The 20,015-nt window shown below is 40.0% G+C and carries 21 protein-coding genes; 15 read left to right on the top strand and 6 right to left on the bottom strand.

What is annotated here, in order from left to right; translation table 11 throughout:
• Nucleotides 1–54 precede the first annotated feature (54 nt).
• Genes RRU92_RS09375 through RRU92_RS09360 form a run of 4 tightly spaced genes read right to left on the bottom strand, consistent with a single transcriptional unit; the run spans nucleotide 55 to nucleotide 1,710 of the window.
• Nucleotides 55–594, bottom strand: a complete 540-nt coding sequence (locus RRU92_RS09375; protein ID WP_315639574.1) for a DUF3278 domain-containing protein — start codon at nucleotides 592–594, stop codon at nucleotides 55–57.
• Between the two features lie 12 nt (nucleotides 595–606).
• The gene (locus RRU92_RS09370) at nucleotides 607–948 is read right to left on the bottom strand and encodes a hypothetical protein (RefSeq protein ID WP_315639573.1); all 342 of its coding nucleotides are present in this window, start codon (nucleotides 946–948) and stop codon (nucleotides 607–609) included.
• A gap of 10 nt (nucleotides 949–958) precedes the next feature.
• Complete coding sequence (locus tag RRU92_RS09365) at nucleotides 959–1,501, bottom strand: DUF3278 domain-containing protein (protein ID WP_315639571.1); 543 nt, start codon at nucleotides 1,499–1,501, stop codon at nucleotides 959–961.
• 14 nt (nucleotides 1,502–1,515) lie between these two features.
• Entirely contained in the window at nucleotides 1,516–1,710 is a 195-nt protein-coding gene (locus RRU92_RS09360; protein ID WP_006152985.1) for a helix-turn-helix transcriptional regulator, read from the bottom strand.
• A gap of 208 nt (nucleotides 1,711–1,918) precedes the next feature.
• Between RRU92_RS09360 and RRU92_RS09355 the strand changes: the two genes are divergently transcribed.
• Nucleotides 1,919–2,752, top strand: a complete 834-nt coding sequence (locus tag RRU92_RS09355) for a metallophosphoesterase family protein (RefSeq protein ID WP_315639568.1) — start codon at nucleotides 1,919–1,921, stop codon at nucleotides 2,750–2,752.
• A gap of 64 nt (nucleotides 2,753–2,816) precedes the next feature.
• Here RRU92_RS09355 and RRU92_RS09350 read toward each other — a convergent pair whose 3' ends face one another.
• Nucleotides 2,817–3,626: an amino acid ABC transporter substrate-binding protein gene (locus RRU92_RS09350; protein ID WP_315639565.1), complete on the bottom strand. Its 810-nt coding sequence runs from the start codon at nucleotides 3,624–3,626 to the stop codon at nucleotides 2,817–2,819.
• A gap of 208 nt (nucleotides 3,627–3,834) precedes the next feature.
• On the opposite strand from RRU92_RS09350, the gene RRU92_RS09345 reads away from it, so the two are divergent.
• From RRU92_RS09345 to pheT, 11 genes are all read left to right on the top strand, one after another.
• Nucleotides 3,835–4,440, top strand: a complete 606-nt coding sequence (locus RRU92_RS09345; protein WP_315639562.1) for a nitroreductase family protein — start codon at nucleotides 3,835–3,837, stop codon at nucleotides 4,438–4,440.
• Nucleotides 4,441–4,449: 9 nt separating this feature from the next.
• On the top strand, nucleotides 4,450–5,850 hold the full coding sequence (gene pepV, locus RRU92_RS09340; RefSeq protein WP_315639561.1) for a dipeptidase PepV: 1,401 nt from the start codon (nucleotides 4,450–4,452) through the stop codon (nucleotides 5,848–5,850).
• A 50-nt stretch (nucleotides 5,851–5,900) separates the two neighbouring features.
• Complete coding sequence (locus RRU92_RS09335; RefSeq protein ID WP_315639559.1) at nucleotides 5,901–6,491, top strand: uracil-DNA glycosylase family protein; 591 nt, start codon at nucleotides 5,901–5,903, stop codon at nucleotides 6,489–6,491.
• Nucleotides 6,488–6,769, top strand: a complete 282-nt coding sequence (locus RRU92_RS09330; protein ID WP_075232144.1) for a rhodanese-like domain-containing protein — start codon at nucleotides 6,488–6,490, stop codon at nucleotides 6,767–6,769. Before RRU92_RS09335 ends, RRU92_RS09330 begins: the two co-directional genes overlap by 4 nt.
• Nucleotides 6,770–6,933: 164 nt before the next feature.
• Nucleotides 6,934–8,259 carry a branched-chain amino acid transport system II carrier protein gene (gene brnQ / locus RRU92_RS09325; protein WP_075232143.1) on the top strand — a complete coding sequence of 442 codons (1,326 nt, stop codon included), beginning with the start codon at nucleotides 6,934–6,936 and terminating at the stop codon, nucleotides 8,257–8,259.
• Between the two features lie 96 nt (nucleotides 8,260–8,355).
• Nucleotides 8,356–9,393 (top strand): M42 family metallopeptidase, encoded by a 1,038-nt coding sequence (locus RRU92_RS09320; RefSeq protein ID WP_315639549.1) that lies wholly within the window; start codon nucleotides 8,356–8,358, stop codon nucleotides 9,391–9,393.
• A gap of 17 nt (nucleotides 9,394–9,410) precedes the next feature.
• Complete coding sequence (locus RRU92_RS09315) at nucleotides 9,411–10,367, top strand: hypothetical protein (protein WP_315639542.1); 957 nt, start codon at nucleotides 9,411–9,413, stop codon at nucleotides 10,365–10,367.
• 53 nt (nucleotides 10,368–10,420) lie between these two features.
• Nucleotides 10,421–10,882 (top strand): HIT family protein, encoded by a 462-nt coding sequence (locus RRU92_RS09310; RefSeq protein WP_315639525.1) that lies wholly within the window; start codon nucleotides 10,421–10,423, stop codon nucleotides 10,880–10,882.
• 11 nt (nucleotides 10,883–10,893) lie between these two features.
• Complete coding sequence (gene ldcB, locus RRU92_RS09305) at nucleotides 10,894–11,610, top strand: LD-carboxypeptidase LdcB/DacB (protein ID WP_315639506.1); 717 nt, start codon at nucleotides 10,894–10,896, stop codon at nucleotides 11,608–11,610.
• A 276-nt stretch (nucleotides 11,611–11,886) separates the two neighbouring features.
• Complete coding sequence (gene pheS / locus RRU92_RS09300) at nucleotides 11,887–12,933, top strand: phenylalanine--tRNA ligase subunit alpha (RefSeq protein ID WP_315639499.1); 1,047 nt, start codon at nucleotides 11,887–11,889, stop codon at nucleotides 12,931–12,933.
• A gap of 130 nt (nucleotides 12,934–13,063) precedes the next feature.
• Nucleotides 13,064–15,469 (top strand): phenylalanine--tRNA ligase subunit beta, encoded by a 2,406-nt coding sequence (gene pheT / locus RRU92_RS09295; protein ID WP_315639498.1) that lies wholly within the window; start codon nucleotides 13,064–13,066, stop codon nucleotides 15,467–15,469.
• A gap of 119 nt (nucleotides 15,470–15,588) precedes the next feature.
• Here pheT and RRU92_RS09290 read toward each other — a convergent pair whose 3' ends face one another.
• Nucleotides 15,589–16,494, bottom strand: a complete 906-nt coding sequence (locus tag RRU92_RS09290; protein ID WP_315639496.1) for an alpha/beta hydrolase — start codon at nucleotides 16,492–16,494, stop codon at nucleotides 15,589–15,591.
• A gap of 327 nt (nucleotides 16,495–16,821) precedes the next feature.
• Between RRU92_RS09290 and RRU92_RS09285 the strand changes: the two genes are divergently transcribed.
• The 3 genes from RRU92_RS09285 (at nucleotide 16,822) to rpoE (ending at nucleotide 19,779) form a co-directional block, all read left to right on the top strand.
• Complete coding sequence (locus tag RRU92_RS09285) at nucleotides 16,822–17,715, top strand: ABC transporter ATP-binding protein (protein ID WP_311523577.1); 894 nt, start codon at nucleotides 16,822–16,824, stop codon at nucleotides 17,713–17,715.
• Nucleotides 17,712–18,911, top strand: a complete 1,200-nt coding sequence (locus RRU92_RS09280) for an ABC transporter permease (RefSeq protein ID WP_315639494.1) — start codon at nucleotides 17,712–17,714, stop codon at nucleotides 18,909–18,911. Before RRU92_RS09285 ends, RRU92_RS09280 begins: the two co-directional genes overlap by 4 nt.
• Before the next feature lie 292 nt (nucleotides 18,912–19,203).
• Nucleotides 19,204–19,779 carry a DNA-directed RNA polymerase subunit delta gene (rpoE, locus tag RRU92_RS09275; RefSeq protein WP_000418422.1) on the top strand — a complete coding sequence of 192 codons (576 nt, stop codon included), beginning with the start codon at nucleotides 19,204–19,206 and terminating at the stop codon, nucleotides 19,777–19,779.
• The last annotated feature ends 236 nt before the right edge of the window (nucleotides 19,780–20,015 follow it).

Here is a 20,015-nt window from a genome sequence, read left to right as displayed (position 1 = left end):
AGTGTTAGGGGTTTGTTGTCGACAATAAACATAATCAATTAGTTCAGCTTATACCTACTGTTCTTCATGTTCGGATAAAAAATAATAAGTCATAGTACCGAAGATTGATCCTACTCCAAGTCCTACTAATAGGAAAAAAGCGATCATTTTGAGTTCTAGAAACTGCAAGAAGAAATCTGTAATCGAGTGATTTTCAAGGATTACTTTTTTGGAAAATAGGATAAATAAGTAGAGAGTTGGGATGCTAATTCCAACTAACCAACTTCTTAACTTGATTTGATGCTTGCTGTAAGTGATTTGTGGAATCTCGGATTGATCATCATCTTCTAAGTGGAGCCCTCTAGTAGAATATCTTGCCTTGAGACTGAGGGCAAAAATCATCAAGAAGTAGAGATAGGGCATAGCCGTTCGAACTATCTCTATAAAGCGCCCAAACAAAAGATAGAACAGGAAGAGAAAGAAGGAAGAGTAAAAGATTTGGACCATGGAACGGGCGCAAGCCTTGTAGATGACCTCTTGACGGCATTCATCAAATGGTCCTTGGATATGAAAGAAATTTCGAACTAAGCGAGTTGTTAAATCTTCTTTTTTCATGGTAGTGACCTCTTAATAAGATTGTTTTTGATTAGCTTCTTTAAAGAGTTGATAGAGAGTATAGAAGTAGATTAGACTAAAAACGATACAGATTGTTAGAAATAATAGATATCTCCAATCCATAGAATTTGTTAACAGTTGTGGGAAAGATACGAAGATAAAGCAGAGAGATGCGTTTAAGAGGCGTATTTTTTTTGATTTGATTTTCTGAAATCTTTGTCCTTTGTTCAAGACAGGAAGGGCTATGAAGAAGATGATCAGAAAAGGACGCGTAATTTGGCCATAAACTAGGAAAACTGTCATAAAGATACTGATCAAAATATGACTGAGAATTAAAGTTTGTAGTGATTTCATAAGTTTCCTCCTAATCGTCGTCTTGATCTTCTCTAGCTTTTTGAATACGAAGAGTGATGACAATATGCACTGTTAATCCGAAAAAGAAGGCTGCAACGATGGTTGACAAGATACTTCTTGTATTTAAAAGAGCGGTAAGATAGCTTTTGCTATCATCCATTAGAATATTGAGAAGTGGCATTCCAAATAACATGACTATTCCATAGATCAGACCAGCTTTAAGTCCAGGATTACGTAACTGTTTCTTTTCCTTCTGGTTCAACACGTCAGGATCAATAGAAGCAATACCAGTTTTTGTAGTTTGACTAGTGACATAGATAGCACAAACCATGAAAATTAGAAAGATAATGATTGGATATCCAAAAGCGACTACTTGGGGATATCTAAAAGCAAGGACAAAGGGAATAAGATTGCCTAAAGTCATGAGGTAAAAGAGAACCATAAAGACTTTATTCCCGATGTGGTCAGCCTCGCGCCGTTTGTGTTCATCAAGTGGCCCTGAAATGCCATAGATACGTTTGATCAGTTTTTCATAGAGGGGTTCTTTTTTCATTTTTCTTCTCCTTTTTAAAAATCATCCTCCCAAAAGAGACTGTTGAGGTCAGTTTGGAGGCTGCGGGCGAGATTGAGACAGAGTTCCAGGGTAGGATTGTACTTGTCGTTTTCAATCATATTAATGGTTTGTCTCGAGACACCAATATCCTTGGCAAGTTCGAGTTGGGACTTTCCCAGTTCCTTGCGGAATTCTTTCACACGATTCATGCTTCCTCCTTTTTAGATTGTGTCACATATATTTGACTATAGTATATTCTTTTAAGAACATAATGTCAACTATTTTTGACATATTTTTAAAAGAATCTTGGTGATAATATTTCTATGTGAAAATCTTCTAGCGATTTTATGCTATAATGAAGAAAAATAAGAGTGATTTGGATACCCTGAATGCTATCCAATAAAGAAAGGGCAGAAAATGAACCATAAGATTGCAATTTTATCAGACATTCATGGCAACACGACCGCCTTAGCTGGAGTGCTTGAAGACGCTAAAAAATTGGGAGCGACTGAATATTGGCTTCTGGGAGATATTTTTCTTCCTGGGCCGGGAGCAAATGACTTGGTGGCTCTTTTGAAAGACCTTCCCATTACAGCATCCGTTCGAGGGAACTGGGATGATTGTGTGTTAGAGGCTTTAAGTGGGCAATATGGTCTAGAAGATCCCGAAGAAATTCAGTTTCTCAGGATGACTCAGTATCTGATGGAGCGCATAAACCCCGAGCATATTGATTGGTTGAGAAAGCTACCTATGATAGCCAAGAAAGAAGTCGAAGGCTTGCGCTTTTCTCTTTCACATAATTTGCCTGAGAAAAATTATGGTGGTGATTTGCTGGTTGAAAATAATACAGATAAATTTGACCAACTGCTAGATGAGGTAACGGACGTGGCGGTCTATGGTCATGTTCACAAGCAGTTGCTTCGTTATGGTAGCCAAGGGCAACAAATCATCAATCCAGGTTCGATTGGTATGCCTTATTTTAACTGGAAAGAGCTGAAAAATCACCGAGCCCAGTATGCCTTACTCGAAGTTGAAAATGGTGAATTGGTCAATATCCAATTTCGAAAAGTTGCTTATGATTATGAAGCAGAGCTAGAATCAGCCAAAACCAAAGATCTTCCTTTTATCGAAATGTATGAAGAATTACGACGTGAGGACAACTATCAAGGACATAATAGGGAATTACTTGCTAGCCTAATTGAAAAGCATGGCTATGTGGAGGATGTGAAGAATTATTTTGATTTTTTGTAAGAGTTGCTTTAACGAACAGATACTAAATAAAACGATTGGACTAGCCAATCGTTTTTAATATATCTTATTGTAATTGAGATTGATCTGGTAGGTAAGAACCACCGAGATAGGTTTTGCTGAGTTTTTCAAGGGTTCCATCTTGGTAGAGTTCTTTGAGGACCTTGTCAAATTGGTCTTTAAATTCTTTTTGGTCACTTGAAAAGATGATGTAATTGTTTGGATTGTCATTGCTTTCCAAGTCGACTAGGTTCAAGTCTAAACCTCGGTCTTGAATAATTTTTTGAACAGAGATTTTATCAAAGATTAGGAAATCAAACTCGCCATTTGAAAGATCAGTCAGACGTTTAGCGACATCCTCACCAGAGTATTGGATAGTTGCAGGATTGTCGGAGTGGCTTTGGTTCCAGTCTGTAACGACTTTGGCAGTAGAAGTTCCTGTATCATCCTGAGTAGTTTTACCAGCGATGTCTTGCAGAGAAGTAAGAGTCTTGTCTTTTCTGCTCACGAGAACCAAAGGATTTTTAGCGATAGGTAGGGAGTAGAGGTATTTGGCTGCTCTCTCTTTGGTGTAGCTTAAGTTGTTGGCAGCAGCTTGGTAACGGCCAGCGTCCACTCCAGGGAAGATACTTTCCCAAGCTGTTTTTTGAAATTCAATCTTGTATTGATCCAGTTTTTCATCGACTGCTTTTAACACCTCAACATCATATCCGGTCAAATTACCATCTTTTTCAAAATCAAAAGGTGGGATGTCTCCAGCAGTTGCTACAACAATGGTTTTAGGACTAGCAGTGGAAGTAGAAGCACTATCCTGTTTAGATTGCCCACAGGCGACCAACAAGGGACTAATGGCTAATAATAAGAATAATTTTTTCATAAGATAATGGTATCTAGCTTAACAGATAATCAATCAGATATCTAATATATATTTTATGGAAGTGATAGAGAAATATTATAATTTCCAGTTTTGTAGTAAACAACTCAAGTAAGAAAAAAGATAATTTGTTTCACTAATGAAAAAACTCTGCAAGCTCTTTCAGAATGTGGTAAAATGGAAGCAATAGAAATAGAAAAGGAAATCAATTATGAAATTTCTTGAGTTAAATAAAAAACGTCATGCGACCAAGCATTTTATTGATAAACCTGTCGATCCTAAAGATGTGCGTATGGCTATCGAAATCGCAACCTTGGCACCAAGCGCTCACAACAGTCAACCTTGGAAATTTGTCGTGGTTCGTGAGAGAAATGCTGAACTAGCAAAATTGGCTTACGGTTCAAACTTTGAGCAAGTAGCATCTGCACCTGTAACCATTGCCTTGTTTACAGATACAGACTTAGCCAAACGCGCTCGCAAGATTGCTCGTATTGGTGGTGCCAATAATTTCTCAGAAGAGCAGCTTCAATATTTTATGAAAAATCTTCCAGCAGAATTTGCGCGTTACAACGAACAACAAGTCAGTGACTACTTGGCTCTTAATGCTGGGCTTGTAGCTATGAACTTAGTCCTTGCTTTGACTGACCAAGGAATCGGATCAAACATTATCCTTGGTTTTGACAAATCAAAAGTCAATGAAGTCTTGGAAATCGAAGAACGCTTCCGTCCAGAGCTCTTGATTACAGTGGGATACACAGATGAGAAGTTAGAACCAAGCTATCGCTTGCCAGTAGATGAAATTATCGAAAAAAGATAGGAAGAAAAAATGACAGTTATTGATTTTACAGCAGAAGTAGAAAAACGGAAAGAAGACCTCTTGGCTGACTTGTTTAGCCTTTTGGAAATCAACTCAGAACGTGATGACAGCAAGGCAGATGCTGAGCATCCATTTGGCCCTGGGCCAGTAAAAGCCTTGGAAAAATTCCTTGAAATCGCAGACCGTGATGGCTACCCAACAAAAAATGTCGACAATTATGCAGGACATTTCGAGTTTGGTGAAGGAGAAGAAGTTCTTGGAATCTTTGCCCACATGGACGTAGTGCCGGCTGGTAGCGGTTGGGACACTGACCCTTACACTCCAACTATCAAAGATGGTCGTCTTTATGCGCGTGGTGCTTCTGATGACAAGGGGCCAACTACAGCATGTTACTATGGTTTGAAAATCATCAAAGAATTGGGACTTCCAACTTCTAAGAAAGTTCGTTTCATCGTCGGAACTGACGAAGAATCAGGTTGGGCAGATATGGACTACTACTTTGAGCATGTAGGACTTGCAAAACCAGACTTTGGTTTTTCTCCAGATGCTGAATTCCCTATCATCAATGGTGAAAAAGGAAACATCACAGAATACCTTCACTTTGCTGGTGAAAATACTGGTTTAGTTCGTCTTCACAGCTTCACAGGTGGTTTGCGTGAAAACATGGTTCCTGAATCAGCAACAGCAGTCGTTTCAGGTGACTTAGCTGACTTGCAAGGGAAACTAGACGCTTTCGTTGCAGAGCACAAACTCAGAGGAGAAATCCAAGAAGAGAACGGTCAGTACAAGGTGACTGTAATTGGTAAATCAGCCCATGGTGCCATGCCTGCTTCGGGTGTCAATGGTGCAACTTATCTTGCCCTCTTCCTAAGCCAATTTGCTTTTGAAGGACCTGCAAAAGACTATCTTGACATTGCTGGTAAGATTCTTTTGAACGACCACGAAGGGAAGAACTTGAAAGTAGCTCATGTGGATGAAAAGATGGGTGCACTTTCTATGAATGCGGGTGTCTTCCGCTTTGACGAAACAAGTGCTGACAATACCATTGCCCTCAACTTCCGTTATCCAAAAGGAACAAGCCCAGAGCAAATCAAGTCAGTTCTTGAAACCTTGCCTGTTGATTCTGTTAGCTTGTCAGAACACGGACACACACCTCACTATGTGCCAATGGAAGATCCACTTGTCCAAACCTTGTTGAATGTTTATGAAAAACAAACTGGACTTAAAGGTCATGAACAAGTCATCGGTGGTGGAACATTTGGACGATTGTTAGAGCGTGGTGTAGCCTACGGTGCTATGTTCCCAGACTCTATCGATACTATGCACCAAGCCAACGAATTTATCGCTTTGGATGATCTTTTCCGTGCAGCAGCAATCTACGCTGAAGCTATTTACGAATTGATCAAATAATGCTATAGAAGTCTGAGATTTAATGCTTGGACTTCTTTTTGGAGGAGAAAATGTCTCAAATCGAAAGAATCAAGCAAGCTATCATAGAGGATCCACAGAATGCCAGTTACACTGAGCAAGGCATCGAGCCACTCTTTGCAGCACCAAAAACAGCTCGTATCAATATCATTGGCCAGGCACCTGGTCTCAAAACCCAAGAAGCAGGGCTATACTGGAAGGATAAAAGTGGGGACCGCTTGCGCGAATGGTTGGGTGTGGATGAAGACACTTTTTACAACTCAGGTTACTTTGCAGTCCTGCCCATGGATTTCTACTTTCCAGGTCATGGGAAATCGGGTGACCTGCCACCTCGTCCAGGTTTTGCAGAAAAATGGCATCCAAAACTCTTGAAGGAGTTACCAGATATTCAATTGACGCTCTTGATTGGTCAGTATGCCCAAGCCTACTATCTACATGAGAAAGTTAGTGGCAAGGTGACAGACCGTGTGCATCGATTTAAAGATTATTTGCCTGATTATTTCCCTCTGGTACACCCATCACCACGTAATCAAATTTGGATGAAAAAAAATCCTTGGTTTGAGGAAGAAGTGGTTCCAGATTTGAAAAAAAGAATTAAAATTATTTTAGGAGAAAAAGAATGAACGAAATTACTTTTGACGATTTTTATCAGCTTTATCAGAGAGAGTCGCTTTCTGTATTGGATGTGAGAGAAGTAGAGGAATTTGAGGCTCTTCATTTAGAAGGTGCTCTTAATTCCCCTCTGAGTCAACTGGCAGATACTTATGAGCAACTAGATAAAACCCAGCCTTACTACGTGATCTGTAAGTCAGGAATGCGTTCAGCACGCGCTTGTCAATTTTTAGCAGAACAAGGATATGAGGTTATCAATGTCCAAGGTGGCATGGATGCCTTAGAATAAGAAAATCTCCCTTTGAGACCGAAAATAAGAAAGGTTTTAAAGGGAGTTTATTTGCTCTAAAAATCAGAAAATTGAAAACATTTTAAAATTATTTCGAGATAGCCTTTTCAAGCCTTTAATCATGTTATACTAAGAAAGTATTTTATTTTTTATAAGGAGAGTTTATGGCTAAAAAAGGTGCTTTAACAGGATTACTCCTGTTTGGAATATTTTTTGGAGCAGGTAACTTGATTTTCCCTCCAACTCTAGGCGCACAGTCTGGAGAAAACTTTCTCCCTGCCATTGCAGGATTTGTATTTTCGGGTGTTGGGATTGCCGTCCTAACCTTGATCATTGGTACCCTTAATCCTAAGGGGTATATCTATGAAATTTCTAAGAAAATTTCTCCATGGTTTGCGACGATTTATCTTGCAGTTTTGTACTTGTCGATTGGCCCATTCTTTGCCATCCCTCGTACAGCAACGACATCGTTTGAAGTTGGTATTAGTCCACTCTTGGATCAAGCAGATAAAGGTTTAGGTTTGATTGTCTTCACCATTCTTTACTTTGTAGCTGCCTACCTAATCTCGCTGAATCCTTCAAAAATCTTGGATCGTATCGGTCGAATCTTGACTCCAGTTTTTGCCATCTTAATTGTTATTCTGGTTATCCTTGGAGCTTTCAAGTATGGTGGGAATGCACCACAAGCAGCTTCAGGCGCTTATCAAGCTTCAGCCTTTGGTGCAGGTTTCCTTGAAGGATACAATACACTTGATGCGCTTGCATCGGTTGCCTTCAGTGTTATTGCAGTACAAACCTTGAAACAACTTGGTTTTTCAAGTAAGAAAGAGTACATTTCAACCATTTGGGTAGTTGGAATTGTTGTAGCACTCGGATTTAGTGCTCTCTACATCGGTCTAGGTTTCTTGGGCAATCATTTCCCAGTAACAGAAGAAGCAATGAAGAGTGGAACTCCCGGAGTTTATATCTTGTCTCAAGCAACGCAAGAAATCTTTGGTTCTACTGCTCAGCTTTTCCTTGCAGCTATGGTAACCGTTACTTGCTTTACAACGACTGTAGGGTTGATTGTATCAACTGCCGAGTTCTTTAACGGACGTTTCCCACAAGTCAGCTACAAGGTTTATGCAACAGTCTTTACCTTGATTGGTTTTGCTATTGCAAATCTTGGTTTGAGTGCTATTATTAAGTACTCTGTACCAGTTCTCGTTATTTTGTACCCAATTACGATTGACATTGTCATGATTGTGATTGTGAACAAGTTTGTTGCTCTTTCAAAACCAGGAATGCAATTAACTGTTGGTATTGTCACAGCCATTGCTATTGCAAGTGTTTTAGGCTCTACTTTTAAAGTTGAGATCCTTGCAAATATCGTGAACGCTCTACCATTTGCGGAGGCTTCTCTGCCATGGTTGGTACCAGCTATTATTGGTATTCTACTTTCTCTTGTTCTTCCAAATAAACAAGAAAGTGAAGCTTTTGAAATGGAATAATCACTAAAATCACTTTTGTAGCTAAGTCTACAGGAGTGATTTTCTTTTTTATCCGATGATAAATGTGTTATAATAGGTAGCAAAAGAGGTGAAGAAATGAATCAAACTGTAGAATATATCAAAGAACTAACTGCTATTGCGTCACCAACAGGTTTTACGCGTGAAATTACGAATTATCTAGTTGAGACGCTTGAAAAACTAGGCTATCAACCAGTCCGCATGGCTAAGGGTGGAGTGAACGTTACCATTAAAGGTAAAAATAATGAGCAACAACGCTATGTGACCGCCCATGTGGATACCCTGGGAGCTATCGTTCGCGCTGTTAAACCAGATGGTCGTCTCAAGATGGACCGTATCGGTGGTTATCCTTGGAACATGATTGAAGGCGAAAACTGTACGGTCCATGTAGCTAGTACAGGGAAAACTGTTTCAGGTACGATTTTGATCCACCAAACTTCTTGCCACGTATATAAAGATGCTGGAACTGCTGAACGCACACAGGACAATATGGAAGTTCGTTTGGATGAAAAAGTAACCAATGAAAAAGAAACGCGCGCACTCGGTATCGAGGTTGGTGATTTTATCAGCTTTGACCCTCGAACTGTCGTGACTGAGACAGGCTTTATCAAGTCTCGTCATTTGGATGACAAGGTCAGCGCAGCTATTCTCCTTAATCTCCTTAAAGTATACAAAGAAGAAGGGATTGAACTTCCTGTCACTACGCATTTTGCCTTTTCAGTCTTTGAAGAAGTGGGGCATGGTGCTAACTCAAGTATCCCAAGTCAAGTTGTCGAATATCTAGCGGTAGATATGGGAGCAATGGGAGATGACCAGCAGACGGATGAGTACACAGTGTCAATCTGTGTCAAAGATGCTTCTGGTCCTTACCACTATGAATTCCGTCAACACTTGGTAGCTCTCGCAAAAGAGCAAGACATTCCATTTAAGCTAGATATTTATCCATTTTATGGTTCAGATGCCTCTGCAGCGATGTCAGCTGGAGCAGAGGTCAAGCATGCTCTTCTAGGAGCAGGTATTGAATCAAGCCATTCTTACGAGCGTACTCATATTGATTCTGTAGTGGCTACTGAGCGTATGGTGGACGCCTATCTCAAGAGTGAGTTGGTGGACTGAAGAGTCGATAAAGTACTATGTATGAAATACTGAAACAAATAGCAACGCCTGCTATAATAACAGGGTTGATTTCGAGTTTGTATGCTTATTTTCAAAAGAAAAAAGAGGACTATCGTAAGTATGTGTATGAAAATAAACAAGAAAACTTTAAAGAACTAGTTGTTTATGCTGATGAACTGGTCGATAAAGGAATTACTAATCCAGATCTAGAAAAACTACTTTTTAAAATTTCTCAAAAGATTAATCCGTATGGACGAAAAATAAAAACTTTTGGAAAATATCAGTGGATAGAAGATGATGGATATGTGTGGTATCAAATAGAAATTATAGAGAAAAAACTTGCTTCTCAAATACTTCAAATAGAAGATTTAAAAGAACTAGCTCATCGGATACAAATTTCTAAACGATTACTAGATATTAAAGTAGAAAATAATATTCCGCTCATAAATTCAGCTAAAATATGGTTTAATTTATTTCAGTATGCGATGTTATTACTTCAGCTATTTTTCATATACTCTGGGTATAAGAGTTTTATCGAACAACCCACTGGATTCTCTTTGTTATTAGCTTATTGGTTGATTGTTATTGTAACCTTAATTTTTTTACTCCCAGAATTGAGTATTAATGAAAGCGATGATAGAAAATCTGAAATACGCATTACAGTACTCCTTTTCGTTATTGCCGCAGTTGATGCTGGAATAGCGTATTATTTGTATAATAATTTTTCTATTGCTCTGCTTGTTGGAATGGTTTCATTTTGTCTAAGTCTTGGTGAAGTAATTTCAAAAGCTATTATTTTCGGGGAAAGTGAAATTGGTAAAGTATCTACAATTTATATCGAAGAATATAGAAAACTACAGGGACCTAAGTTAAGTGAGAGACGCTTAAGAAATTATTTTAAAGTTATTCCATTTTTAAATAAGATTAAGATTTTATTTCATAAAGATAAGAGGGAGGGGAATGATGACCTATAAACACCGACTCTTTGACCTTAATCACACCTTTTTAGAGTTGAAAGGAGAAACTTATGTGCCTCATCTGTCAACGAATTGAACTCATCAAGTCTGGTGACAATCCCTACTTTGTCAAGGAGTTAGAAACAGGATATGTTGTCATTGGTGACCACCAGTATTTTGAAGGTTACACTCTATTCTTAGCCAAGGAACATGTCACAGAACTACATCATCTAGATCCAAGTGTCAGACTTCGTTTTTTAGAGGAAATGAGTTTGGTGCAGGAAGCTGTCTCTAAAGCTTTTTCTGCTGAAAAGATGAATATAGAGTTGTTGGGAAATGGAGATGCCCATGTTCATTGGCATATTTTTCCTAGACGAGCTGGTGATATGAAGGGGCACGGTCTTAATGGACGTGGTCCAGTCTGGTGGGTTCCTTTGGAAGAAATGGCAGCAGAAGATTGCCAAGCGCAACCGAAACAATTAGAAAACTTAATTCAAACTTTATCCGTTGAATTGGATAAAGTTATCATATGAAAGGATAAATCATGAAAAAAAGATACCTTATCTTGTCTGGACTACTAGCCCTAACATTGGCGGCTTGTTCGCAAGAAAAACCAGCAACTTCTGACGCAAAAGCTTCTTCAGAGCAAAAGACTGTACAAGAAGGAACCGCGGGAAGTAAATCTCAGGAAGCTAGTCAAAAGAAAGCGGAAGTGGTCAATAAGGGAGATTACTATAGCATTCAAGGCAAGTACGATGAAATTGTTATCGCTAATAAACACTATCCCTTATCTAAAGATTATAATCCAGGAGAAAATCCTACCGCTAAGGCAGAACTGTTGAAACTTATTGCAGCTATGCAGCAAGCAGGTTTCCCAATCAGCGACCACTATAGTGGATTTAGAAGTTATGAGACTCAGGTTAAATTGTATCAAGATTATGTCAATCAAGACGGAAAGGCAGAGGCTGACCGCTATTCTGCACGACCTGGATATAGTGAACACCAAACTGGTCTTGCTTTTGACCTTATCGGCACAGATGGAGACTTAGTGACAGAAGAAAAAGCAGCTCAATGGCTCTTGGATCATGCTGCTGACTATGGCTTTGTAGTTCGTTATCTTAAAGGTAAGGAAAAAGAAACAGGATATATGGCTGAAGAATGGCACCTTCGCTATGTTGGCAAAGAAGCCAAAGAAATTGCAGCAAGTGGCCTCAGTTTGGAAGAGTATTACGGTTTTGAAGGTGGAGACTATGTTGATTAGTCGCAAAACATCTTGCAAGATTACTTAAAATTTGATAAAATGAATAATAATTAAATAGGAATCTGCAAGACTAGTATCTCAGGGGAAGTATATCAGGGAGGAGAGCCGTGACTGAAAGCTCTCTATATGAAAGCTGGGTGAATTCACTTGCCTATGGATTCAGAAATAAAGGTCTGACTTGTCAGATAAAAACGGATGGTACCGCGTGTCAACGCTCCGAATGGAGTTTTTGGCATGTGGTTTTCTTTTTATCTACGAGAGACTGATGGAGGAATTATGTCAACTATTGAAGAACAATTAAAAGCGCTTCGTGAAGAAACGCTAGCTAGCTTGAAGCAGATTACTGCTGAAAATGAAAAAGAGATGCAAGAATTGCGTGTTTCTGTCCTTGGTAAAAAAGGGTCGCTTACTGAAATCCTCAAAGGGATGAAGGACGTATCAGCAGAAATGCGTCCTGTTATCGGAAAACACGTCAATGAGGCTCGTGATGTCCTAACAGCTGCCTTTGAAGAAACAGCTAAGCTCTTGGAAGAAAAGAAAGTGGAAGCTCAATTAGCAAGTGAAAGCATCGATGTGACACTTCCAGGTCGTCCAGTTGCGACTGGTCACCGTCACGTTCTTACACAAACTAGTGAAGAAATCGAAGATATCTTCATTGGTATGGGTTACCAAGTTGTGGATGGATTTGAAGTGGAGCAAGACTACTACAACTTTGAACGTATGAATCTTCCAAAAGACCACCCAGCCCGTGATATGCAGGACACTTTCTACATCACAGAAGAAATCTTGCTCCGTACCCACACATCTCCAGTTCAGGCGCGTGCAATGGATGCTCATGATTTCTCTAAAGGTCCTTTGAAAATGATCTCACCAGGACGTGTGTTTCGTCGTGATACGGACGATGCGACCCACAGTCACCAATTCCACCAAATCGAAGGTTTGGTTGTTGGGAAAAACATCTCTATGGCTGACCTTCAAGGAACCCTCCAGTTGATTGTACAAAAAATGTTTGGTGAAGAGCGCCAAATCCGTTTGCGTCCATCTTACTTCCCGTTCACAGAGCCTTCTGTTGAGGTTGATGTTTCATGCTTTAAGTGTGGAGGAGGCGGCTGTAACGTATGTAAGAAAACTGGTTGGATCGAGATTATGGGTGCCGGTATGGTTCACCCACGTGTCCTTGAGATGAGTGGTATCGATGCAACTGTCTACTCTGGCTTTGCCTTTGGTCTTGGACAAGAACGTGTAGCTATGCTTCGTTACGGAATCAACGATATCCGTGGATTCTACCAAGGAGATGTCCGCTTCTCAGAACAGTTTAAATAAGCTTGAAACCTGAAACACAATCCTATACAGTTTTAGTCATTTCCTCTCGGTGAGAAATGGCAAGAGCTTACTCGAAGAAAAAGAAAGGAATTGAAAAGGTCTCGATTGATGAGATCTTACGATCAGAATTATGTTAGTATCATACAAATGGTTAAAAGAATTGGTGGACATTGATGTGCCATCACAAGAGTTGGCTGAGAAAATGTCAACTACAGGGATTGAGGTAGAAGGTGTCGACTCACCTGCTGCTGGTCTCTCAAAAATTGTCGTCGGTGATGTCTTGTCTTGCGAAGATGTGCCAGAAACTCACCTCCATGTTTGTCAGGTTAACGTTGGCGAAGAAGAAGCCCGTCAAATCGTTTGTGGTGCACCGAATGTGCGTGCAGGCATCAAGGTCATGGTGGCTCTTCCGGGAGCTCGTATCGCTGACAATTACAAAATCAAAAAAGGGAAAATCCGTGGTTTAGAATCTCTCGGAATGATCTGCTCACTTGGTGAATTGGGGATTTCTGACTCAGTTGTACCAAAGGAATTCGCAGATGGCATCCAAATCTTGCCTCAAGATGCCGTTCCAGGTGAGGAAGTATTCTCTTACCTAGACTTGGATGATGAAATCATCGAACTTTCTATCACGCCAAACCGTGCAGATGCTCTTTCTATGCGTGGGGTAGCGCACGAAGTAGCCGCTATCTATGACAAGGCAGTCAACTTTAAAGAATTTACCTTAACAGAAACAGACCAAGCTGCAGCCGATGCTCTTTCTGTCAGCATTGAGACAGACAAGGCGCCTTACTATGCTGCTCGTATCTTGGATAATGTGACCATCGCACCAAGTCCACAATGGTTGCAAAACCTTCTCATGAACGAAGGTATCCGTCCAATCAATAATGTGGTCGACGTGACCAACTATATCTTGCTTTACTTTGGTCAGCCGATGCATGCCTTTGACTTCGATACCTTTGAAGGAAGCGAGATCCGTGTGCGTGAAGCGCGTGAAGGTGAAAAATTGGTAACCTTGGACGGTGAAGAGCGTGACTTGGAAACAAATGACTTAGTGATCACTGTTGCTGATAAACCAGTAGCTCTTGCAGGTGTTATGGGTGGACAAGCTACAGAAATCTCTGAAAAGTCTACTCGTGTAGTTCTTGAAGCTGCTATCTTCAATGGCAAATCTATCCGTAAGACAAGTGGTCGTCTCAACCTTCGCTCAGAATCATCTTCACGCTTTGAAAAAGGTATCAATGTGGCAACCGTTAATGAAGCCCTTGATGCAGCAGCAAGTATGATTGCTGAATTGGCTGGTGCGACCGTGCGTAAGGGCATTGTTTCAGCAGGCCAGTTGGATACATCTGATGTAGAAGTTTCTTCAACTCTTGCTGACGTTAATCGTGTCCTTGGTACAGAGCTTTCCTACGCAGATGTAGAGGATGTCTTCCGTCGTCTTGGCTTTGGCCTTTCTGGAAATGCAGAAGCCTTCACAGTTAGCGTTCCACGTCGCCGTTGGGATATCACTATCGAAGCGGACCTTTTTGAAGAAATCGCTCGTATCTATGGTTATGACCGCTTGCCAACTAGTCTTCCAAAAGATGATGGAACAGCTGGTGAATTGACTGCGACACAAAAACTCCGCCGTCAAGTTCGTACCATCGCTGAGGGAGCAGGTTTGACAGAAATTATCACCTATGCTCTTACAACTCCTGAAAAAGCCGTTGAATTTACGATTCAGCCAAGCAACTTAACAGAGCTCATGTGGCCAATGACTGTGGACCGTTCAGTTCTCCGCCAAAATATGGTTTCAGGTATCCTTGATACAGTTGCCTACAACGTAGCACGTAAGAATAAAAACTTGGCTCTTTATGAGATTGGAAAAGTCTTCGAGCAAACTGGTAATCCAAAAGAAGAATTGCCAACTGAAATCAACAGCTTTGCCTTTGCCTTGACAGGTTTAGTCGCTGAAAAAGACTTCCAAACTGCAGCTGTTCCAGTTGACTTCTTCTATGCCAAAGGAATTTTGGAAGCCCTCTTTGCTCGCTTGGGTCTTGAAGTGACCTATACAGCAACCTCTGAAATCACTAGCCTCCACCCAGGACGTACAGCCTTGATCTCACTAGGGGACCAAGTTCTTGGTTTCCTCGGTCAAGTGCACCCTGTGACGGCTAAGGCTTACGATATTCCAGAGACTTATGTAGCTGAGCTTAACCTTTCAGCTATTGAAGAAACCCTTCAACCAGCCACACCATTTGTGGAAATTACTAAATTCCCAGCAGTCAGTCGTGACGTTGCCCTTCTCCTCAAGGCAGAAGTCACTCACCAAGAAGTTGTGGACGCTATCCAAGCTGCAGGCGTGAAACGTTTGACAGATATCAAACTCTTCGACGTCTTCTCAGGTGAAAAACTGGGTATCGGAATGAAGTCTATGGCTTATAGCTTGACCTTCCAAAATCCAGAAGATAGTTTAACCGACGAAGAAGTCGCACGCTACATGGAAAAAATCCAAGCATCACTCGAAGAAAAAGTGAATGCAGAAGTGCGTTAAAAATTTTCAATCCATCCCTAGGGATGGATTTTTTAGTAGAAAAAATCATCAAGTTTTAGCCTGATGATTGAATCAAATTGACGGAGAAATAACTCTTTTTTAATAGTGTTACAAGATGATCAGACATCGATGTTTTTTGCCATCCAATCAGCTAAGAAGTGGTAAGTATCTTGTCGATTGATTTCGTTTAGAATTTCGTGACGAGCCTCTTCAACTAATCGAAGGCTTACTTTCGAATGTGAAGCCTTTAGGAGTTTTACAAATCTCTCTATACCTTTACCATTTTCGCCTAGAGGGTCTTCTTGTCCTGAAATCACGAGAATTGGGAGTTGGGTTGGAATCTCATCGATCACTTGTTTACTCGCTACTTGATTAGAGAAGTAAAAAATGGCTCTGTACATGGGAATAGTAGGTATGAATTGACAGAATGGATCCTTCAGATAAGCATGATTGGATTCCTCATTTTTTGAGAGCCAATCGACAGATGTTTTAGGATGCTTAATAGTTCGATTAAAGCTATCAGTTGATAGATAGGTCAGGAGTTTACTACGGTGTTTATTCCCTTTTATAAGTCGAATGCATTCTGTTAGGATGAGAGCCAATCGAGTCAGAAATTGAGGCTGTTGACCAGTCGCCATGATAATCAAGGCATTGATAGGTGGTTTTCGTTTGGCTACATAATAGCGACACATAAGAGAACCCATAGAATGCCCTAGAAGGACGATTGGAAGTTCTGGATAGCTTTCTTGAATAAAAGAGGTCACTATTTCAATATCATCGATGAGTTCCTCGGGAGATTCAGGAAAGACTCCGAGTTGACTTGGATTTTGAGCAGTATAACCATGGCCGAGATGATCATGGCCGATAACAGTAAAGCCTTCGTTATTCATGGCTAGAGCAAATTCTTCATATCGTTCTACGTATTCTACCATGCCATGTACAAGCTGAAGAATGGCTTTTGGCTGTTCAGCTTCCCAAATGATTAAGTTATTGTTGTTTGGTTCGAGTTTAAGTCTTTTTTTCATATCAGATTCCTAGCCTAAGATAATCTATAGTCTATCAAAAATATACCATAAAATAGCACGATAAGCTAGGCAGGATGATGAAGATTAGTAGTAACAATTCAGGACTGAAAATGAACATTTGAGGACATAGCCAACGGATTTATCAAGAAATGAGTATAATAAATTTATCACTTAAAATCTGGAGGACTAAAATGCTTGGTGATGAGCCAATAAAGTTCCTATCCAGTAAATATCCTTCTTGAAATTAAGTTTTAAAAATGTACATAAATCATTGTAAATGCTATCAAAAAGGAGTATAATGAGTGCAATAAATTTCGGAGGTGGATGATGCTCGAAGTAAGAAATCTAGAGAAAAGTTTTGGGCCTAAGCAAGTTTTGTTTGGTGTTGACTTTCAAGCAAGACCAGGGCGTATTTTAGGGCTGGTTGGTAAAAATGGAGCTGGGAAAACAACTATTTTTCACAGTATTTTGAAATTTTTAGACTATCAAGGGGAGATTGAGCTTGATGGTCAAGACATTCGTCAGGAGACCTATGCTCGCATTGGTTATCTACCTGAAGAACGCAGTCTTATGCCTAAATTGACAGTCCTTGAACAAGTTCGTTACTTGGCTACCCTAAAAGGCATGGACACCAAGGAAATCAAAGAAAAACTCCCTCAATGGATGGAAAAACTGGAAGTTAAGGGGAAACTGACGGACAAGATTAAAAGTCTCTCAAAAGGAAATCAACAGAAGATTCAGTTGATTATCACTTTGATTCATGAACCAGATTTGATTATCCTAGATGAGCCTTTTAGTGGCTTGGATCCAGTTAATACCGAACTTCTTAAGCGGGTTATCTTGAAAGAAAAAGAACGTGGCGCGACCATTATCTTTTCTGACCATGTCATGACCAATGTTGAAGAACTTTGTGATGATATCCTCATGATTCGTGATGGGCGTGTGGTCTTGCATGGACCGGTTCAAGAAGTCCGCAATCAATACGGCAAAACACGACTTTTTGTTTCAAGTGACCGAAGCAAGGAAGAACTGGAGAGCCTTCCTCATGTCAAACAGGTTAGCTTGACCAAGCAAGGTAGTTGGAAGTTGATTTTAGATGATGAAAGTGCAGGTAGAGAACTCTTCCCAATATTGACTCAAGGTCAATATATCGCGACTTTTGATCAACAAGCTCCAACAATCGATGAAATCTTTAAATTAGAATCAGGGGTGGAAGTATGAGAAATATGTGGGTTGTAATCAAAGAAACCTATCTAAGACATGTCAAGTCTTGGAGTTTCTTCTTTATGGTGATTTCGCCTTTCCTCTTTTTAGGTCTATCTGGAGGAATTGGTGTTCTCCAAGGTTCTTCCTTGGCTCAAAATAGTAAGGTAGCAGTAGTTAGTTCTGTTCCTCTTGTTACAGAAGAACTTAAATCGACCAATGGTCTTAACTTTGACTATAAGGATGAAGCAAGTGCCAAAGAAGCCATCAAGGATGAAAAAATAAAAGGCTATCTAACCATTGACCAGGAGAATAGTATCCTCAAGGCAGTCTATCATGGTGAGACTTCACTAGAGAGTGGCATTAAGTTAGCAGTGACCGCTAAGTTGAATGAACTTCAATCCCAACTCAACCGTTCAGAAGCAAATTTGTCTCAGGAACAGGAAAAACGCTTGGCTCAAACAATTCAATTCACAGAACAGATTGATGAAGCCAAGGAAAATAAAAAGATGGTCCAAACCTTTGCGGCTGCAGGACTAGGTTTCTTTCTCTATATGATTTTGATTACTTATGCTAGTGTCACTGCTCAAGAGGTAGCTAGTGAAAAAGGAACCAAAATCATGGAAGTGGTCTTCTCAAGCATTCGTGCTAGCCATTATTTCTACGCCCGCATGATTGCCTTACTTCTAGTTATTTTGACTCATATTGGTATTTATGTTGTAGGTGGACTTGGAGCTATTTTCTTCTTTAAGGATATGCCTATCTTGGCAAATTCAGGTATTCTAAATCACTTGGGAGAAGCATTTTCGATCAATACCTTGTTATTTGTCTTGGTTAGTCTCTTTATGTATGTGGTCTTGGCTGCCTTCTTAGGTTCTATGGTTTCTCGACCAGAAGATTCTGGTAAGGCCTTATCGCCTTTGATGCTTTTGATTATGGTAGGTTTCATTGGAGTAACTGTCTTAGGAACTTCTGGGGATAATTTGATTTTGAAAATCGGTTCTTACATCCCATTCGTCTCAACCTTCTTTATGCCATTCAGAGCTATCAATGGTTACGCAAATGGACTAGAAGCTTGGATTTCGCTTGCTATAACGGTTATTTTTGCAGTTACTGCAACAGCCTTTATCGGACGGATGTATGCTAGTTTGGTCCTTCAAACAGATGATTTGGGGATCTGGAAAACCTTTAAACGAGCTTTAAGTTACAAATAAAGTCACGGACCTGTGAGTGTATCTCCCAGGTCTTTTATACTCTTCGAAAATCTCTTTAAACCACGTCAGCTTCCATCTGCAACCTCAAAACAGTGTTTTGAGCAGCCTGTGGCTAACTTCTTAGTTTGCTCTTTGATTTTCATTGAGTATTAATTAGCTGAAATATTTCACATTTATTTCTCCTAAACCTTTGACTATTAGGCAAAATTATCGTACAATAAAGAGTACATGATAAAATGAGATCAGAGTTTATCCACTCTGGCGTTAGTAGTAAAAAATGAGGAGAAACGCTTTGGAATTAGAAGTATTTGCTGGGCAAGAAAAAAGTGAACTATCTATGATTGAGGTGGCTCGTGCCATCTTGGAACTCCGTGGTCGTGATCACGAAATGCATTTTAGTGATTTGGTTAATGAAATCCAAAACTATCTCGGTACCTCTAATAGCGATATTCGTGAAGCTTTGCCTTTGTTCTACACAGAGTTGAACTTTGACGGTAGCTTTATCTCACTTGGAGATAACAAATGGGGGCTTCGTTCATGGTATGGAGTCGATGAAATCGATGAGGAAATCATTGCTCTTGAAGAAAGTGATGATGAAGAAGTAGCACCTAAGGCTAAGAAAAAACGTGTCAACGCCTTTATGGATGGTGATGCAGATGCTATTGATTACAGTGCAGATGATCCAGAAGATGAGGATGCATACGAAGAAGATCCAGCTCTTTCTTATGATGATGAAAATCCAGATGATGAGAAGAATGAAGTGGAAGCCTACGATGCTGAAATCAATGAAATCGCCCCAGATGATCTAGATGAAGAAGTCGATCTTAATGAAGAAGACGACGAAGACTCTGAAGAAGAGGAAGAATAAAAATAAAAAGGAGTTGGAGCTGGAATCGGTCTATCAAGTCTCGATTTCCTAGATCCAGCCTCTTTTTACTTTTTAGTTTGAATGAGTTATGCAAGATGGAATGCCAAGTCAACGATTTGTTCTATTTGACAAATGATTCATTTTGAGGTAATATATTGTTCGGGCACCTCTTTTAGAGGTCGGAGCTCCCTAGTTATTAGGGAGCTATTTTTGTTTTTTCCAGGAAGCTTTTCTTC

Source organism: Streptococcus sp. DTU_2020_1001019_1_SI_AUS_MUR_006, assembly GCF_032340315.1.
In the GTDB taxonomy this organism is placed as follows: domain Bacteria; phylum Bacillota; class Bacilli; order Lactobacillales; family Streptococcaceae; genus Streptococcus.
This window is presented reverse-complemented; position numbering and strand designations above follow the sequence as displayed.

Excerpts from the sequence above, each read along its gene's own strand:
- RRU92_RS09375 (WP_315639574.1), bottom strand. The coding sequence starts at position 594 with ATGAAAAAAGAAGATTTAACAACTCGCTTAGTTCGAAATTTCTTTCAT.
- RRU92_RS09370 (WP_315639573.1), bottom strand. The coding sequence starts at position 948 with ATGAAATCACTACAAACTTTAATTCTCAGTCATATTTTGATCAGTATC.
- RRU92_RS09365 (WP_315639571.1), bottom strand. The coding sequence starts at position 1,501 with ATGAAAAAAGAACCCCTCTATGAAAAACTGATCAAACGTATCTATGGC.
- RRU92_RS09360 (WP_006152985.1), bottom strand. The coding sequence starts at position 1,710 with ATGAATCGTGTGAAAGAATTCCGCAAGGAACTGGGAAAGTCCCAACTC.
- RRU92_RS09355 (WP_315639568.1), top strand. The coding sequence starts at position 1,919 with ATGAACCATAAGATTGCAATTTTATCAGACATTCATGGCAACACGACC.
- RRU92_RS09350 (WP_315639565.1), bottom strand. The coding sequence starts at position 3,626 with ATGAAAAAATTATTCTTATTATTAGCCATTAGTCCCTTGTTGGTCGCC.
- RRU92_RS09345 (WP_315639562.1), top strand. The coding sequence starts at position 3,835 with ATGAAATTTCTTGAGTTAAATAAAAAACGTCATGCGACCAAGCATTTT.
- pepV (WP_315639561.1), top strand. The coding sequence starts at position 4,450 with ATGACAGTTATTGATTTTACAGCAGAAGTAGAAAAACGGAAAGAAGAC.
- RRU92_RS09335 (WP_315639559.1), top strand. The coding sequence starts at position 5,901 with ATGTCTCAAATCGAAAGAATCAAGCAAGCTATCATAGAGGATCCACAG.
- RRU92_RS09330 (WP_075232144.1), top strand. The coding sequence starts at position 6,488 with ATGAACGAAATTACTTTTGACGATTTTTATCAGCTTTATCAGAGAGAG.
- brnQ (WP_075232143.1), top strand. The coding sequence starts at position 6,934 with ATGGCTAAAAAAGGTGCTTTAACAGGATTACTCCTGTTTGGAATATTT.
- RRU92_RS09320 (WP_315639549.1), top strand. The coding sequence starts at position 8,356 with ATGAATCAAACTGTAGAATATATCAAAGAACTAACTGCTATTGCGTCA.
- RRU92_RS09315 (WP_315639542.1), top strand. The coding sequence starts at position 9,411 with ATGTATGAAATACTGAAACAAATAGCAACGCCTGCTATAATAACAGGG.
- RRU92_RS09310 (WP_315639525.1), top strand. The coding sequence starts at position 10,421 with ATGTGCCTCATCTGTCAACGAATTGAACTCATCAAGTCTGGTGACAAT.
- ldcB (WP_315639506.1), top strand. The coding sequence starts at position 10,894 with ATGAAAAAAAGATACCTTATCTTGTCTGGACTACTAGCCCTAACATTG.
- pheS (WP_315639499.1), top strand. The coding sequence starts at position 11,887 with ATGTCAACTATTGAAGAACAATTAAAAGCGCTTCGTGAAGAAACGCTA.
- pheT (WP_315639498.1), top strand. The coding sequence starts at position 13,064 with ATGTTAGTATCATACAAATGGTTAAAAGAATTGGTGGACATTGATGTG.
- RRU92_RS09290 (WP_315639496.1), bottom strand. The coding sequence starts at position 16,494 with ATGAAAAAAAGACTTAAACTCGAACCAAACAACAATAACTTAATCATT.
- RRU92_RS09285 (WP_311523577.1), top strand. The coding sequence starts at position 16,822 with ATGCTCGAAGTAAGAAATCTAGAGAAAAGTTTTGGGCCTAAGCAAGTT.
- RRU92_RS09280 (WP_315639494.1), top strand. The coding sequence starts at position 17,712 with ATGAGAAATATGTGGGTTGTAATCAAAGAAACCTATCTAAGACATGTC.